Annotated in this window: 10 protein-coding genes; 1 reads left to right on the top strand and 9 read right to left on the bottom strand. The window is 50.9% G+C overall.

Annotated elements, in window-relative coordinates; genetic code table 11:
* The 6 genes from B1748_RS36640 to B1748_RS37880 form a co-directional block, all read right to left on the bottom strand.
* A partial coding sequence (locus B1748_RS36640; RefSeq protein ID WP_143810455.1) for a M23 family metallopeptidase occupies positions 1–978 on the bottom strand: 978 nt, incomplete at its 3' end.
* On the bottom strand, positions 971–2,272 hold the full coding sequence (locus B1748_RS34280) for a TolB family protein (protein WP_087572469.1): 1,302 nt from the start codon (positions 2,270–2,272) through the stop codon (positions 971–973). The genes B1748_RS36640 and B1748_RS34280, both read right to left, overlap by 8 nt.
* A 709-nt stretch (positions 2,273–2,981) precedes the next feature.
* The gene (locus tag B1748_RS34285) at positions 2,982–3,926 is read right to left on the bottom strand and encodes a DUF3991 and TOPRIM domain-containing protein (RefSeq protein ID WP_087572470.1); all 945 of its coding nucleotides are present in this window, start codon (positions 3,924–3,926) and stop codon (positions 2,982–2,984) included.
* 155 nt (positions 3,927–4,081) lie between these two features.
* Positions 4,082–4,393 carry a hypothetical protein gene (locus tag B1748_RS34290; protein ID WP_087572471.1) on the bottom strand — a complete coding sequence of 104 codons (312 nt, stop codon included), beginning with the start codon at positions 4,391–4,393 and terminating at the stop codon, positions 4,082–4,084.
* A gap of 120 nt (positions 4,394–4,513) precedes the next feature.
* Complete coding sequence (locus tag B1748_RS37875; RefSeq protein WP_306299357.1) at positions 4,514–10,243, bottom strand: helicase-related protein; 5,730 nt, start codon at positions 10,241–10,243, stop codon at positions 4,514–4,516.
* A gap of 326 nt (positions 10,244–10,569) precedes the next feature.
* On the bottom strand, positions 10,570–11,133 hold the full coding sequence (locus tag B1748_RS37880; protein WP_306299356.1) for a TnpV protein: 564 nt from the start codon (positions 11,131–11,133) through the stop codon (positions 10,570–10,572).
* Positions 11,134–11,197: 64 nt separating this feature from the next.
* On the opposite strand from B1748_RS37880, the gene B1748_RS37780 reads away from it, so the two are divergent.
* Entirely contained in the window at positions 11,198–11,623 is a 426-nt protein-coding gene (locus B1748_RS37780) for a hypothetical protein (RefSeq protein WP_256976110.1), read from the top strand.
* 147 nt (positions 11,624–11,770) lie between these two features.
* Here the strand turns inward: B1748_RS37780 and B1748_RS34300 are convergent, their stop codons facing one another.
* From B1748_RS34300 to B1748_RS34310, 3 genes are read right to left on the bottom strand one after another with little or no spacing between them, the layout of a single operon-like run.
* Positions 11,771–12,037, bottom strand: a complete 267-nt coding sequence (locus tag B1748_RS34300; RefSeq protein ID WP_087572473.1) for a helix-turn-helix domain-containing protein — start codon at positions 12,035–12,037, stop codon at positions 11,771–11,773.
* 9 nt (positions 12,038–12,046) lie between these two features.
* Complete coding sequence (locus tag B1748_RS34305; protein WP_087572474.1) at positions 12,047–12,532, bottom strand: hypothetical protein; 486 nt, start codon at positions 12,530–12,532, stop codon at positions 12,047–12,049.
* 24 nt (positions 12,533–12,556) lie between these two features.
* On the bottom strand, positions 12,557–16,000 hold the full coding sequence (locus B1748_RS34310; protein ID WP_087572475.1) for a DUF5704 domain-containing protein: 3,444 nt from the start codon (positions 15,998–16,000) through the stop codon (positions 12,557–12,559).
* Between the last annotated feature and the right edge of the window lie 374 nt (positions 16,001–16,374).

Below are 16,374 nucleotides of genomic sequence, written 5' to 3' on the forward strand. Positions count from 1 at the left end.
TTCAAACTGCACTTTTTTTGACAACTCCAGTGTAACTATTGCGGTACATGCACTTCCACCCATTGTACATTTGTAATAATCATATTTGTTAGATGTAGAATTAGGATTAGAACTTGGTTGGTCATACTTCGGTATCATAAAAGCAGACTTATAAGTTGCAGCTGTATGGGGGTTGTCAGCTTTTACCATCCAATTAACCACTTCAGATGTAGTGTAAACATTGTTCAAGTCGTAAGAGAAATTATCACCCGATTTTGTCATTTGTACACTAATCCAATTTGATGTTCCATCTTTTCTATGGTATAAGGTAACCGAATTTGAGTTGAGAGATGATTTAACCCCTGAATCCACTTCATAAGCTACAACCTTAGCGACATTATTAGTCCAAGTCACAAGTGAAATAAAATCTAAATCACGACCATAGTTCCAATTACTAGTCCATCTATAATAGGGCTCAGTTCTCGTCCAAACCATAGTACCTGATCTGCTTGTTCTTGTACCATAATGGAGATGTGCGCCAACTTTACCGCCTTCATTTCCCGACTCAGCAATTTGAGTTCCTTTCGTTACGAGATTGGTGCTAGACGTACCAACAAAACCAACATCATCCAGGTGATCGTAATAAATTTCCAAATTGTCATTATTTAAACCATCACCATTAACATCACATTTCAAAGCTAATTCATAGGCTGTAGTATCATTTTGATATGTAACAAATCCATTACATATTGCATTAACTCGAGTGCCTGAAGTTGCATAAAGATCGACTCCTTGATGTGGGTTAGAACCATCTACTAGACGTGGTTGATTCCATTGAGAATTCACATCAGGATATCCGGTGATTGGAGTGGCTAAATTTAGTGTTCCAGCCCCCGGGCCAACTCCGCCAAACCTAATATTATAAGTAGCCGATACAGAAGTTGTAAATATAGTCGATATTAACGTTATGAAAAGAAACAGCGATAATTTTTTATTCATTAGCCTCACCTCTCAATTCCACAGATATCAACTTCGCATTGCTCTCACCTGATTTTTCAACATTTAATAATAATGTATCGTTATTCACCCAATCAGGTGTTGCGGTATATATTTCGTTATCTGAGGATCCAAATGTCTGCGTACTTCCAACTCCAATATCTGTAACATACACAATTCGTTCTCCCTTCGTACCCGCGAACTCTAAGGCAACTACTTTGTCTCCCTCTGGTGAGAATTTGGCAGTTGGATCGAATTGAATCCCTGTTCCGACTGATAATATTTGATGTTTCTCCTTTGTCTCTATGTCAAAAACCCAAAAATCTTTACTAGGTCTGCTAGGAGAGTAAAGTAATTTCTTTCCATCTCGAGATAGATCTTTGATATCTACATTTTCAAGCAATGCTGGAGAAGTTTCACCCTTGAGTGAAAGTTCCTTAATTGAATATAAAGATCCGTCATGGGAGTCTTCCCATATAATAAGATTTTTTGTACTCGTCCAACCAAATGTACCAACAGGTTGTGTACTACTGTATACTTTCCTTTCTGTTCCATTCAAAAGATCGATAACCCAAATTTCCATACTGGTATTATCAACCGCAGTTCTATTAGATAGATAAGATACTTGAGTACCATCCAGACTCCAAACAGGATTAGTTGCCCTGAATAAAGACTGCTCTTTCTCCTTAAGTTCATTGTGTAACTTGTTTTTGTCATATCCGTCAACATAATCTTGAGTAATTTGTGTAACACTCAAAGATTTAGTATCAATTGTAAATATAGAATTCATATCTTCGAACAAGTATTTTCCACCATCGGGTGATGGGATCAATGCAGGAGTAGCCGTTGTATTATTTGGAACAAGTTCTACTCCATTTTGTGTGACTACTTTATGAAGGTATAAATTTCGGACTGACTCTACTCCAGACGGATTTTTTACTGTATATTGAAGGATTGTTGTTTCATCATTTAGATTGCTCGATTGTTTTGTCGTATCATTAATGGAGAAAATCTTCTGAGCAGGATATGAGGAATCTGGTTTAAGATTAAATGAAGCGGACTCATCAACATTTTCTCCTTTTTCAATGAGTTCTGTTCTTAGTTGACTAGCTATTCTCTGTTCCTCTGATGATGGTGTCGTAGAAATAATATTATTAGAAGTAACAATATATTTACCAACACCTAGTTCTGTCACAGCATTATTTTGCCCGGAGACATAACTATATGAGGCTGCTGTAGCACCAAATAACAATGCAGCAGACACCAGTCCGTAGGCAACCAGCTTTTTCTTTCTCATAATTCTTCGCTCCTCAGAAAAAAATTTGTTTAGAAATTTGAATGAATCTAACAGGAAAGAAACCTATTTATGATTATACAGTGCTCACCTTCGAATCCGGTACGTCGTCAGATTTTAATGTAATTACCAGTATCATTTCTCCCTCCGTTCCCTTATTATTTGAGTAAGATTCATGCACAAAAGATATTTCTGGAATAATTGTTTATTGTAGGAAGTTTATCCATTGACGTCTATAGGAGATAAAGGCGAATAATGTCGATAATATAGTCGGTATGAACTCGTCCATACCGAGACATGGTGTTGGCAACGGCATGTGCGCTGCCGCGTCGATGTTTCACTTTTTCCTTTTCCGGCTGCTCCTTATTCACATCACGTAACAAACCAAAAAAAAGACAACCTCATTAGGACGTGCGGCCAACGTCTTTGTGAAGCCCTCATCCAGTTCAGGATTCTACAACACCCTTGCGCAACGTTCTTTTTGATTGATCTTGCGACGCGCCTCACGCATGAATTGATGATGATCATGGCGTGTCTTGTCGCTGCCAGCTTGCTCCTCTGCCTCCACCACTGCCGCTTCAATCTTCTCCGTATCCCAACTTGTCTCGCCTTACTCGTTTTCATTTCTCGACTGCATGCTCAGTCCTCCCCTGAAATGGATACTATTTTATTATTGCGAATGATGAGTTGGCATGCCATTGTACAACACACGCTATCTTGATGGATATTCACGTTGTTTCTTGTACGCCATCAAGTCCTCATTTACATCTTTTTGCACGGGTGGTTCATTCTCCAACTGATAGCTCTGAGCCAGTTGCTGTTCGATCATCTCTGCTGCCAAGCGTCCCGGTTCATCATTGTCCAAATGCAGCACCAGTCGCTTTACATCCGCGTGGCGATCAAGATAGGAGAGAAGAGCAGCCGGAAGTATCGACCCTTCCTTATTCTCTGTGGGTCGGTATATCCCCGCAAGCGACAGAAGATGGACTTGCCGCCAGTCCTTTCCCCACTTCAACATGAATGTACAATAGGACAGAAGATCAATGGCACTCTCAAACAAATGCAATTCAGTGCTGTTCTCTGCTGCTGGAAGCGAGAAGGCATAGCGCTTATCGCTGCCCGGTACTTCGCACATATAGCGAGTGCTTGTCGTTCCGCGAATCGCCGCGTATCGAGGCTCGTCATGCTCATCAAAGCCGACAAATACAGCATTGTGATAGTTCCGACTTTCATACAGACGCCCCGTTTCAAGACACACCTCAAGCACCTCGTGGGAAATCCCCCGCCCGTGCAAGTAAGCAACCACTCGGCTTGCATTTTCATAGGCTTCGGGAAGCGCGAATGGCTTAGCCCCATCCTCCCGGATAACTTGTGCTGCCGGAGAGGACGATGGTGTGTGCTGATCGTTCAGATGCAGCACTGCCTCCGGCAAGGAGATTCCCCGCACCTTAATGAGATAATCCAGCGCCGTGCGCCCCCCAAACCCACGCGACCACCAAAACCACTTGCCGTTGGAAATCTTTAAGCTGTCATGACTGCGGGTCGCATAAGCATTTCGTGAGCACTTCACCAATTCGTAAGGCTCGACATGCTGTAAATACGTTAGCAAGTCCCACTGCTTGGCAAGTTCGATTTGTTCTTTACTTACATAGGCCATCTACTCACTCCTTTCCGGCCTTTCATCCTGCTCAACAACCGGCAACACTTATCCCCAACGTTATTCACAATTTGCACACAACTGAGAAAAACGTTAATAAGCCTGTTACCAGTCGGCAACAGACTTGTCAGGCTCATCACATGTAATCTCTATGGTTAGAGAGCCCCTAATTTTTTCAGGTATGCATAGCAATCTGCATGCCCTTGCCAATAAAGCGCCATTCGTTCCAGGCGTACCGTTTCATCTAACGTCTTTTGAATCTCCAACCATGCTTGATAATCCTGGTCGCTTGGAAAAACACAAGCATCGCCATCCATCACGCTCTTTACAAACGGATGCTGCACTTGAATCTCGACTCTCCGCTGAACCCACATCATATAAGCCTCTTCACCGCGCAAACGCCGGGTGATTTCATTCTCCAAAACGTCAAAGCTTTGCTCCAACTGCTGCCAGCATTCCTTTTCCATGCACGCTCCCTCCCTTAACCAACATACCCGATTCGGGCGTAGCGCGCGAACCTGCCATGATCAAGAGAGGGTATTTTCTTTGTTTCCTTCGCCCACCGAAAGCTCACACGATCCGTTCGCTCAGCGTTCCTGCCGATTCATTCTCCTTCGCTCCAGCAGCCCCGGTTCTTCGTCCGCTCCTCCAGCTTCTATCATCTCGTTCTCCCGCTTATCCATATTCAGCAGCACATTCAGCTCCGTCAGCCTCGCTGACTTCTCCTGCAATTCCAACTCCTGCTTGAAGGGAGCTGCAATCTCCGCCTTCGCCGTTTCCATTTGCTTATGGAGTGTGGTCAGTTGATCGCGGCAATAGGCAAGCTTCTCCGGCAATCCAACAAGCACATTATTCAGCCGAGTCAGATTGCCACTTGCATCGGCTCCAAGCGAAATATGATGCCCCAGTGCGCCGCGCAAGGTTGCTTTGTACTCCTTGTTGAAGCTGTCAAATGAAAGCCATAGGGAGAAGCCCTGGTAATGGCCGATCTCCTGCGGATCAGGAGAAATCATCCCCTTGCAGGCTTCCAGCAATGCAGCGCCTGCCGATGCCCGTTCCTTATACGTGAACTCCTTGATCGTCATTCCGGCAAAGGCGACTTCTTCACCGTCTATCCTTTCGGCATCCTGACGCATATACAAGGCCACATCCTGCTCATACCCAGCGATCCGCTCCTCCGTCGACTTGATCTGCTGCGGCAACAGCTTGAGCAGCCGATCCTCCAGCGCATAACGCTGGCTCAGATGGTTGGCCTTGAGCAGCTTGAGCTTAGACACTTGAATATCTAAGTCCATCTTCTCTTTTATAAACGGATTGCCGGTCGCCAGCGCCTTGACTTCGGCATAGGAGAGCGCCGCTTCATCGATGTCTTCCGCAGAGCGAACCGGCGACTTGCTCGTCATAATTTGCGAAATAAAGCGTTGCTTGTTTTCAAGCGTCTGATACAGGTACGCATCGAACGTATTTTCCGTCACGTATCGGTAGATATAGGCTTCACTATTTTGGTTTCCTTGACGAATCACCCGACCCAAACGCTGTTCCAAATCTCTCGGTCGCCAAGGGCAGTCAAGGTCATGAATGGCCACCAGCTTCGTTTGGACATTCGTGCCGGCTCCCATTTTAAACGTCGATCCCAGCAAAACGCGAACCTGACCCGTCCGTACCTTGCCAAACAGTTCCTTCTTCTGCGCATCCGTATTGGCATCGTGAATGTAGGCGATCTCTGTCACCGGAACACCCTTCTCCAGCAGTTTGTGCTTGATCTCATCATAGACATTAAACGCTCCATCCGCCTTCGGGGTAGACAAATCGCAAAATACCAGTTGCGTGAGCCGCTGCTGATGCCCCTCCTGCCAATGCTGGTAAATGTTATTCACGCATGCGCTAATCTTGCTGCCCTCGTCATCCGGCAACAGTGGATTCGCCAGCCGCTGATCAAGCGCCAGCTTGCGCCCGTCATTCGTAATGAGCAGCATATTATCCTCGTGCGGCTCAACTGCCTTGGCCCGAACCTGTTCCGCGCGGCGGGCAAGATCGGCAACCATATCGCGCTGAAACTCGCTTGGCGGGACAGCCACATTATGAAAATGCGCCTTCGGAACCGGGAGCTGGAGCATATCTGCAGTTTGAATGTCGGCCACTTCTTTTAACATATTCATCAGCTCAGGCAAGTTATAAAAGCGTGCAAAGCGCGTTTTCGCCTGATAGCCTGTTCCTGCTGGAGCCAGTTCAATTGCCGTGACGGTTTCGCCAAACGTGGACGCCCAAGAATCGAAATGCTGCAAGCCATGCTTTTGCAGGCTCTTGTATTGCAAATACCGCTGCATCGTGTACATTTCCGTAATGGAGTTAGAGATTGGCGTTCCCGTTGCAAAGATGATGCCACGCCCTCCGGTCAGTTCATCCAGATAACGGCACTTCATGAACATGTCCGATGATTTCTGTGCTTCGGTTTGTGACAGCCCGGCAACATTGCGCATTTTCGTGTATAAGAACAGGTTCTTGTACGAATCCGCCTCGTCCACGAATAGCCGATCCACGCCTAATTCCTCAAACGTCACCACATCGTCCTTACGGCTTGTGTCGTTCAACTTCTCCAGCTTGACCTGTAACGTCTTCTTCGTCTTCTCCATTTGCTTGATCGCATAGCGCTCGCCCTTAGCTTCCTTCAATTCCCGAATACCGCCGGTGATCTCGTAGATCTGCTCCTCCAACTGCTGCCGTTGTCGCTCCATGGAAATCGGAATCTTCTCAAATTGCGAATGACCGATAACGATTGCATCGTAGTCTCCAGTGGCAATGCGGGCACAAAACGTTTTACGGTTTTTCGTCTCAAAATCCTTTTTTGTCGTCACCAACACATTGGCGGAAGGGTAAAGCTGCAAAAACTCCGCCGCCCACTGCTCAATCAAATGGTTCGGGACAACGAACATGCTCTTGTTGCACAAGCCCAAATGCTTACTCTCCATTGCCGCTGCGGCCATCGCGAACGTCTTGCCCGCGCCGACACAATGGGCAAAGAGCGCATTGCCGCCGTAAAGCGCGCGGGCAACGGCATTGACCTGATGCTGCCTGAGCCGAATTTCCGGGTTCATGCCAGTAAAGCGAATATGGCCACCATTATACTCCCGCGGCCGGATTGCATTGAACCGATCATTGTAGAGGCGCGTCAGCCGTTCGCGGCGCTGCGGATCTCGCCACAGCCATTCGCCAAATGCCTCCTTCATTAGCTCCTGCTTTTGCTGGGCAATAGCCGTGTCCTTCCGGTTCAGCACCCGTTTTTCCACGCCATTTTCAATCACCGTATCGAAAATGCGTACATCCCGCAGGTTGAGCGTATCCTCCAGAATTTTGTAGCCGTTGATTCGTTCGGTGCCATAGGTGACGTTAGCCTTGATGTTGTTGCTACGATCGTCGTTTTTACCCCGTACGTTCCACGCCGCTGTATAATCAGAATAGAACACCTGAATGGTAGGCCGGAACATCGGAGGCGTATCCAGAAGCTCGAACATAAAATCGCGAATGACCTCGGAAGGCAGCCAGGTCGCCCCCAGCCGGACATCGATCTCGGAAGCGGTCAAATCCGGCGGCTGAACCGCTGCCAGCGCCAAGACGTTTTCGGTATACCGTTCCGCGTCATGGGCTGCGAATGACATGGCAATTCTCAGCTTGTCGCGTACATGACCAGATAAATAAGCGTCCGCCGTCTCGTAGACCGGCTCTCCGTCCTCGTCCATCTGCTCGGGATTGGGGAAGATGATACCGCGCAGTTCCTTTACCAGCTTATCTTCAGGGATACCGCTAAGCTCGCTCATATAGGCCAAATCCACCCGCGCCTTGACACCGATGGATACCGCCAATGCTTCGGAGGGGGTATCCACTCGCTCTACCAGCGACCGCTGCCGAATGGTGCGCTTCGTAAACATGTCTGCCTTGCGCAGCATGCGCCCTTCATCGTCAAGGATTTCCAGCGAGCATAGCAGGAAGTAGGCGCTGTCGTCCGAAAAGGCGAGACTGTTAGCGCGGCTGTTAATTAGCCCATACTGCGCCGCAAACCGATCATACTGCACCGTCAGCTTGCGCTGCTGCTCACGAATGGCTTCCTCACTGTAATCCTCGGTCTGGAACTCGATCAGGTCGCGCACCGTGTCGCGCAGTTGAATCAGCCCCTTGATACGCCCCGTCGCTGTCGCCGAGGTTTCGACCGGATGCATTAGGCTGTTTTGGCGGAAATAGACCTTTCCTTCCACCAGTGCAAAGCTGAAATTGCGTACATTTGGATCGGCAGGTAGCGAGGCATCCGCTTCCTCCGGCTGCTCCTCGCGTTCTCCCTCCACCCATTCGGCGTGAATGTTGGCCAGCGCCTCGCGCAGCAGCTCATCGAGTGGCGCATCCGTGTACGGTCGACATGTCGTTTCCTCGCGATTGCCATACATTTTGTCATCAAACGCCATCATGCCCAGCACCATATCCGGCTGGGCGGCAAAGTAGGCGTTGATCGGCACGCCATCCGCCGTTTCGGCCAATGCCAGCCACGGCTCGTTCTGTTCATTAACCGTCACCATGCGATCCCGTTTTTGCAAAAATAGAATGTCTGCGGTCACTTCCGTTCCGGCATTCGCCAGAAACGCATTGTTCGGCAGACGCACCGCCCCAAGTAAGGCCGCCCGTTCCGCGATGTAGCGACGCACCGCCGGATTTTGCTTGTCCATCGTTCCTTTGGAGGTAATGAAGGCCATGATGCCGCCTGGCCGCACTTTATCAAGTGTCTTCACAAAAAAGTAATCATGTATCAAAAACTTGTGTTTGTCATACTTTTTGTCCGACACACCGTAGCCGCCAAACGGCACATTGCCGACAGCCAGGTCAAAGAAGCTGTCCGGCAAATTTGTCCGCTCATATCCACTGATCGCAATCGACGCTTGCGGGTACAACTGCTGGGCGATTCGACCGGTCAGGCCATCGAGTTCCACGCCAAATAGCCGCGAATCCTGAAACGATTCCGGCACCAGACCAAAGAAATGACCAATCCCGCAGGAAGGCTCTAATATATTGCCGCGCCGAAAGCCCATTTGCTCCAGGCATTCATACATCGCCTGAATAACGATAGGGGACGTATAGTGGGCATTCAAGGTTGAGGCGCGGGCGGACGCAAACTCTTCCGGGGTTAACAGTGCCTGCAGCTCGGCATATTCCGCAGTCCATTGGCTGTTGGCGTCATCAAACGCCTGTGGAATACCGCCCCAGCCGACATAATGCGCCAGCAGCGCTTGCTCCTCCGCACTTGCCTGGCGGTTTTCCTCCTCCAACTGCTGGAGCAGCCGGATGGCTTCCACGTTACGGCGGAACTTCGTTTTGGCACCACCATGCCCCAAGGAAACGTCCACAATGCGATAATTGCTTGCCGGTTGACGTGAGTGGAGGACAGATTCTGGAACAGACGCAGCAGGAACTTCATTGGATTCAGTATGAGGGAATGCAACCTGTGAAGACGGTCCTTGAGATTGCTCCGACTCCTCCACTCGACCTTCCGTATCCACGCTCTCCCACAACTCAGCTTCAACCTCGGACAACGGTTCATCGGTCATCAAATGATCATTCAGCGGATTGTCGCGCAGCAGGCGCTCCATCTCGCTCCGGCTGAGTTCCTTTGAAAACAGCGGGAACTGCTTATCCTGTAACCATAGCTTTTCAGGCTCCAACTGAGCGATTTCATATTCATCCGCTCCGATGAAGACGGAGTTGCCTTCGACATACGCATAGCGCAGCTTCATCCGGTCAAGCGGCGGGACATCTGGCGGTGGCTCCGGCAATAAGGAGCGCCGTTCCCGTATCTCGGCCTCGCGCTGCCTGCGCTGCTCCGCCTGTTGCTCGGCATACACAGGCAGTTGCTCTACTTCCCTGCGGTTCAAATATCGTCCAGCCGCCAACAGCTCACCGATCCGCTTCTGCACTTTCATCCAGGGCAGTACCAGCTTCTCTTCCTCAGCCGCTCGAAACCCGCGCTCCAACGCAATGCCCTTACTGTCGTGATGTTCATGAATATTCGTACCGATCAAGGCCGGAACGCGACCGCCTGTCCCATATTCACGTTTCAAAAACTCAGCATTGTCCTGCGCCGACAGCGATTGTTGAAAATGAAGGGCAATTCGCAGCTTGCCATTCTCAATGCCGCTTCCGTTTTGCAGCACGGCATCTATGACCACCTGCGGCCAGATAAAAGCAGACGAATGAGCCTCCGCCGCTTCCTCCAGCCACATCATTTGCTGCGCGGCAGACGGTTGCTGCATCTGATCCCATTCCTTCAGTAGCAGCATGCTATGGATATGACTGGCAATGACGCCCCAATCGTAGAACCCTTGCGCCGTTCTGCTGTCTGACTTGCCCGTCCAGATATGCAGTACATTTTGATAAGGCTCCACACCAAGCCAGTTATCCGGCTCTAGCTCCAGCTCCGTTATTCCTTGCGGAAACAAGCTTCTCACATAATGCGCACGTTCACGCGCATCATCGCTGCTTTCAAAAAAAACGGCGACCTCCGTCTTGCTCACAAGGAGCGGCGCAGTTCGCAGTATATCGTTGATCTGATTTCCGTCATGAAAAAACGGAAGACGATTGTCCTCCGTTCCCCGGTCATGCCATTTTAGCGATACACTAGTTCGGTCAGAATTAGTTCCTCCGCTTGTTGCTTCAGATTGTTCAGGTGACCCGTCCAGCCCAGCGGATCGGTTGCTTTGTCCGGTGCCGGGTGCTGCATCAACAGTTGTGCTAAGGTCTGCTCGATCTGCTCCCTCGCTGTCCGGTCGATCTCCGCCAGATGCTGGTGTAGCTGTTCCGAGAGCATCAGGTGGGCGTAGGTGCCCTTCCGCTCGGTTTTCAGAAACGTCTTGCGCAGCAGGCCGTATTTCCCCATGCTCATCGACTCCGGCTGTACCAGATCCGGCAGCAGGTAATCCCCGTTCTGTGTGTAGGTCAGCTCCATGCTCCATCTCTCCTTCGCGTGATTTAGCTTCATTGTGCAGTAGCGTTTCTGGCCTTGCAACGGTGCGGCTTGGGTCCAGCATCTGATTTCGTATGTTTTCGCGGCGCTGCGCCCGGATGGTGGACTCGATTTCCCGCAGAATCGTTTCCGCCACATCGCTGATCGCGGCTCCCAAATGCGATAGTACGGGCAGGGTATTAAAATAACCGACACCAGACAAGTCATCGGTACTAATATAAGGGGACGGCTCCTGCCCGCAGCGAACCATTGTCATATAGGTGACGGCATATTGCGCAGCTTCCCGGAACAGCAGTTCCACATGCGCGTCATCCAGTTCTTCAAGCAGACTGTTATCGCACTCGGAGAGCAGCATCTGGACATAATCGGCGCTGTGGTCCTCCATGGCGTTCCGCGCCGCTGTGAGCAGGGAGCCGGGCAGATCCATACCCTGCTCTTGTTCGTATCCAAAGGCGTTCTCCAGCGTTTCAAGGACAGCCTTCGTATCCGCCTCATCCATGTGCCAGAGCGGCACGGCTTGAGACTGGCGGCTTTGCGTGTCCGTCACGTCAAACACATGGCGCAGTCCCAGGCTGCTGCCCCGATCTTCAATCAGCGCAATGCCCTTCGCACCACGTCTAACCCAGCGGTTCAGCTTTTTATTCCACACTTCAATCGGAGCACAGGCGGTGGCATCGGGACGCTGCGCGTAGATTAGCAATTGATCCTGAAACGGATATTTGTAGTTCCATGCGGCGGTGCGCAAAAAATCGGCCCATTGTCCGGTATCGTTCACCAGCGCCTGTAAGGTAAGGGCCGACAGCTCGACCATGCGCTGCAGCTTGGCTGTCATGGAAACACCTCCTTACCGGATCGTTATTTTGTTGGTCAATCGAATGCCTTCCTCGGAATAGTGCGAGGTAAGCTGAATCAATCCATTTTGCTCCAGACGATGCAGGTTGCGGCGGATAGCAGAGGTCGAAAGACCAACCTCTGCCGCGAGGCGGCGGGAGGAAAGCCATACCGTGCTGCTTTGTCCACCCGCCAAATCCAGCAAATAGCTGTACAGCAGCTTGGCCGCTGGGGAAAGATCGGTATCCGCCAGTAGCCGATAACGTGTCAAATCATTCATGGCGTCCTCCTACCGTTGCGGCTCCTTCTTTTTCTTCTGCGATGCAGGAGCGGCAGGCGCTTGCCGATGCTGCTCAGCCACTCGCTCCGGGCGGGCGTAGCAATACAGGTAAAAATTGTAATCTCCAACAAAGGGGAAGCAGCGCAAATAGTAGCGATGCTCCTTTGTCTCCATGCGAAAGCCGTATACGTCCGTGCTCCTTGCCCCGGCAATGCGCGCCTCCGGGTGCTTGCTGCAAAAGTGAAGCATATGCTGACGGCTTTTCAGCACATCCTGATCACCTATCGCCTGAAACACCTTGCCCAATTCGTCCTTAAAGGCTGGCGTTTCAAAGGGGGAGTTCCGCGGAAACCAGGACACCCAAAACTCCTCGCCCGAGCGCCCGAAATCCCCTCGCAAGTGGCCGATGCAGGAACGCCCCATCTCATTCTCAGCCGAACCTGAATAAAAATAGGCCACTTCCTCGGGAGCGGCGCTTTGCAGCTTCTCAATCATATTCATCCCTCCCGCTTGGTGAAATCAGTGGGTGCCGCCCGCTCCGAAATCGTCGTAGCTGGACAGATCGGCATGATAAAACGCTACGTCGCCATCCAGCAAGGAAAACCTTGCGCCGTACGGATCGACAAAACTACGGCCAAAGCCCTCCATTTGCCACTGGTTGTTCAGCGGTGCGTTTTTGTATTGCAAATGCGGCTGGCTGGTATTTCGGTTGCGTATGGTCTCGATGTTGAAATTAACAATCAGATAGCCATCGCGCAGGAAAATTGGAGACTGGTTATCCAGCTTGTGCTTACGTCCGTATTCGGCCACATTAAAACCCGCAGGCACCGCATACGGTGCAGCAGGCAAGCTATATTCCCCTCGCCAAAGCTGAACGGCCGCATTCGCTCGCGCCGTATCAACGCCGTTTGGCACCTGCATGCTACCAATGAAGGTACGAAGCTGCTGCGGCAGCAACACGCCGTCATAACCGCCAACGTAAATCTTCTTTTGCGCCGCATCTTTTAAAAACTGCTGCACATACGTGGTCAGATTACCCGTAGCACCACTTAGCCCCCAGAGGGAACCCGCGGTATTCGTTAGTTCTTGCTGCGGGACATTACGTAGCCGGGTATCCAGCGTCACCAGCCGCTGCTCCGTGTCCTCCGCAGAGCCAATGCGAATAAACCGTTTGTTGCCTGAGTGATAATACAAGTCCACCGGCTGGCGGTTCTGCCCTTTTTTGTCCACGAAATAGAAGGTTGGCGTAATTAGGATGCCGTCTCCTGCAGCAAACATATTGCCAAGCGTCTTGACCTCATATTTGAAATGATAGCCTGTCTTTATCGCGATGTTCTTCTTACCAATCTCCGGGTGGCTGCCCGGACGAATGGGCAGCACGTAAGGAGCTGTATTGCCACGCGCTGCACCGTCAATCCCCTTCGAGCCCACCCAATAGCTGTTGCCGGTTGGCGTGGCGCTACCCTTTGCCGTGCGGAACACGGTCTCCCACTGGTAGTCCGCAATATCGGTGATGCGGAAATCAAATAAACGGCCAATCACCTCGACCGGCACCACCTGCGTGGCGATATGATGGCTCACATCCAGATTGGCATTCGGCTGCGAGGTAAATGATGCCGGGCTGTTTTCGGCAAAGGAGCGGAACAGCACATCATAATTCCCCTCGTCTACCCAAACGGGCAAATAAAACGTTGTCTGTAGCTGGCCGACCGGAATCGACGTCCAGGTCTCCTTCGGGATCAGCGTGGTTCGGTCGGCCTTGTACACATCGAAGGGGAATCGCACTTGCTTGTCCCGAAGGTACTTCGCATAATCTCGGTTGCCATAGCCTGTTATATTCCGGTGCTCCCCGCTGGTCGGGTTGGTTACGGTAAAGGGTCGATTCAAAATGAGCGCCGAACGCCCGGAGGTCGGCACCGTCCTCTGGTTATGCGCCTGATCGTCGGAGATGGTGGCCCTATTCACAACCGGCGTATGCACCGTCACCGGATTGATGCCGGAAATCTGGAAGGTTTGATTGCTGCCGCCGCCAATGCCCTTAATCAGCTCATAGGAGAGCGTTCCGCTGCTTGGTTGCGCGGCCTTGTTACTTTTGCCCGAATCAATGACAAACCCGCTGCCGTACAACACGTTTTGCCCGATCATGGGCGCAACTGGAATCACGCCCGGAGCTGGGGCTGTTTCTTCCACTGTGCCGTTATTCATGATGGTCTGTCCGTTAAAAACAAGCGAATCGTTTCGCACCTTAATCTTCCCGACCGCCTGCTCCGCCTCCGATTTCCAGTTCTCGGTTGGCACTGACGGGCGGATGGAGCCGCCGTTCAGCGATTGAATGGGCAAGGTTACGTTGCGATACACCGGGTCGGTCATATGCGCAGAGACGGATACCTCATGACTGGCCGAAACGGTTGGCGGCGCATAGCCGCTTGGTTGCAGCGTCACCCTGCCACCCGGCAAGGCATAGTTAGCTACCTCAGCGCGCTGCAAACCGTATACCTCCAGCCGGTCGATGAGCCAGAAGCTATACTTGCGCTCCACCGTATAGCTTTGGGTAACAGTTTGCGAATCCGAACGCGGTACCGGCACAGTGGTCGGGTTGCCCTTACTGTCCGGAGGGCCGGAGACATACTCGGTCCAGGACAACGAGTAGGTGCGGCTGACCGTAATCGGATACGTTTTCGTTCCTTTGATCTCCGTGAACTGGTTCCGGTACAAATAAGCTTTGGCTCTAGCGTTCACGTACAGGCTCTCCGAAGTCGGGATGCCCTTGCTCACATCAAAACGTTCTGCTCCTCGCACATCTGCCTTAATCACCGCCGATGCCGATGCATCCATGTCTTCGCGCTGCTGCTCGGAGCCGTTATGTGGAGGCTCTCCGCCTCGATTGATCAGTACTGTATGATCGGCGGTCGAATCTCCCTTCTGGTTGTCCTTATCTGTCACCACGACTGTAATTTTAACGGTGACTTGATCGCTGCTGCCAAGCGGAATGCGAATCGGCAGCGACTTGCTGGCCGATGTGCCGCTCAGTGTGCCGGTCTGCTGGCTGGCGTTGACCAGTTGGGCGTTTTCGATGCTCGTAATCCGGTACGATGCAAGCTGGCTTGGCGACTTGGCTTCAAACGTAAAATCTCCCGTAACTGTAGTTTCCGTTGAAGCCGCCTGCCCAGGCGCGTCGATGCGGGAGGTCACCGTAACGGGCGAAGGCACCTTGTAGATACCGACAAAGTTGGAGCCGCTCGGGCCGACTAGAATGGATCGCTCGCGCAGCTTGCTGTCGCCCTTTTCCTGAATGAATAGCTTCTCGGATAAATTGCTGTTGCTCGTAATGTAGGAGCGAATAATTTTATACGTTTGCCCGCCCTTAGTGATCGTAGCCTCAAAGGTGTGATTCGACTCTGAGCCTGCCGCGAACTCGCCCTTATCCACCTCCTGCAGCACTGTGCCGTCTTCCTGCTGGTAGACAGCCTTCACAGGACTTGCGGCTTCCTCATATTCGGCAATCGCATTCGAGCCACCCAGTGCGACCGTGAAGCTTCGAATACGGACTTTATCGTTGGTTTCGGGATTTTCCTGCAACCACTTCTTCTGTGTTGTATCCTGCTTGGGAGACAAGTAGGAACGGACGATCCGATACGTTTTTTCACCATCGTTTAGTGTCGCCGGAAACTCATGGTCAACCGTTTCCCCGATTTTGTACTTGCCCTTTAAGAACGTTACATCCGACTTTTGAATGATTCGGCCATTGACGGTTTTAGCGACGACATCCACCGGAAACTCTGCGCTGCGATAAGGAATGTGAAGGCCGAAATAATCGTCCAAATCGTCAGGAACCCGCCAGCCCTCAGCTTGCTTGATGCCTGATAACGTGTAGAACGGGCCTTTGCGAACCGAACCGTCTCCGTTGATCGATACCATGACCGCATAGAAGTACAGATTGTCATTGTCCTGAATACCATCCATGCCTGCCGCCCAAAGTCGTTGCGTAACGACTGATTCCGGAACTTCATAAAACCCCGTCAAAGGTTGTCCTGGGATTGGAGTGTTTGGGTTTTGTCCTGTCTGGATAATATCATCGGAAGAAAAAATGGCGTGGGGCTTGTTCCGTGGATCAGAGCACTGTTTTCCTGATGTGGTCTGCGAACACATCTGCTCTTTAGTTACGACCCACCCAACCGTGCGATAGCGAATAGAAGTACTTGCCGCCGTGCCTGTAATCTCGAATTTAATCATTCCAGCTTCAACAAACATGATAGGAGGAGCAGCCTCTACCTTTGAATTCATGATTAAGGGCATAAAAAAAGTGCATGCCAGCAGCATGCACAGTACTCGTTTAT

Source organism: Paenibacillus sp. MY03 (genome assembly GCF_002165585.1).
Classification (GTDB): Bacteria; Bacillota; Bacilli; order Paenibacillales; family Paenibacillaceae; genus Pristimantibacillus; species Pristimantibacillus agaridevorans.

Bases quoted from the DNA above. Each gene is read 5' to 3' on its own strand.
- B1748_RS34310 (WP_087572475.1), bottom strand. From the start codon at position 16,000: ATGGATGGTATTCAGGACAATGACAATCTGTACTTCTATGCGGTCATG.
- B1748_RS37880 (WP_306299356.1), bottom strand. From the start codon at position 11,133: ATGACTTGTCTGGTGTCGGTTATTTTAATACCCTGCCCGTACTATCGC.
- B1748_RS37875 (WP_306299357.1), bottom strand. From the start codon at position 10,243: ATGCTGCTACTGAAGGAATGGGATCAGATGCAGCAACCGTCTGCCGCG.
- B1748_RS34285 (WP_087572470.1), bottom strand. From the start codon at position 3,926: ATGGCCTATGTAAGTAAAGAACAAATCGAACTTGCCAAGCAGTGGGAC.
- B1748_RS34300 (WP_087572473.1), bottom strand. From the start codon at position 12,037: ATGAATGATTTGACACGTTATCGGCTACTGGCGGATACCGATCTTTCC.
- B1748_RS34305 (WP_087572474.1), bottom strand. From the start codon at position 12,532: ATGATTGAGAAGCTGCAAAGCGCCGCTCCCGAGGAAGTGGCCTATTTT.
- B1748_RS34290 (WP_087572471.1), bottom strand. From the start codon at position 4,393: ATGGAAAAGGAATGCTGGCAGCAGTTGGAGCAAAGCTTTGACGTTTTG.
- B1748_RS34280 (WP_087572469.1), bottom strand. From the start codon at position 2,272: ATGAGAAAGAAAAAGCTGGTTGCCTACGGACTGGTGTCTGCTGCATTG.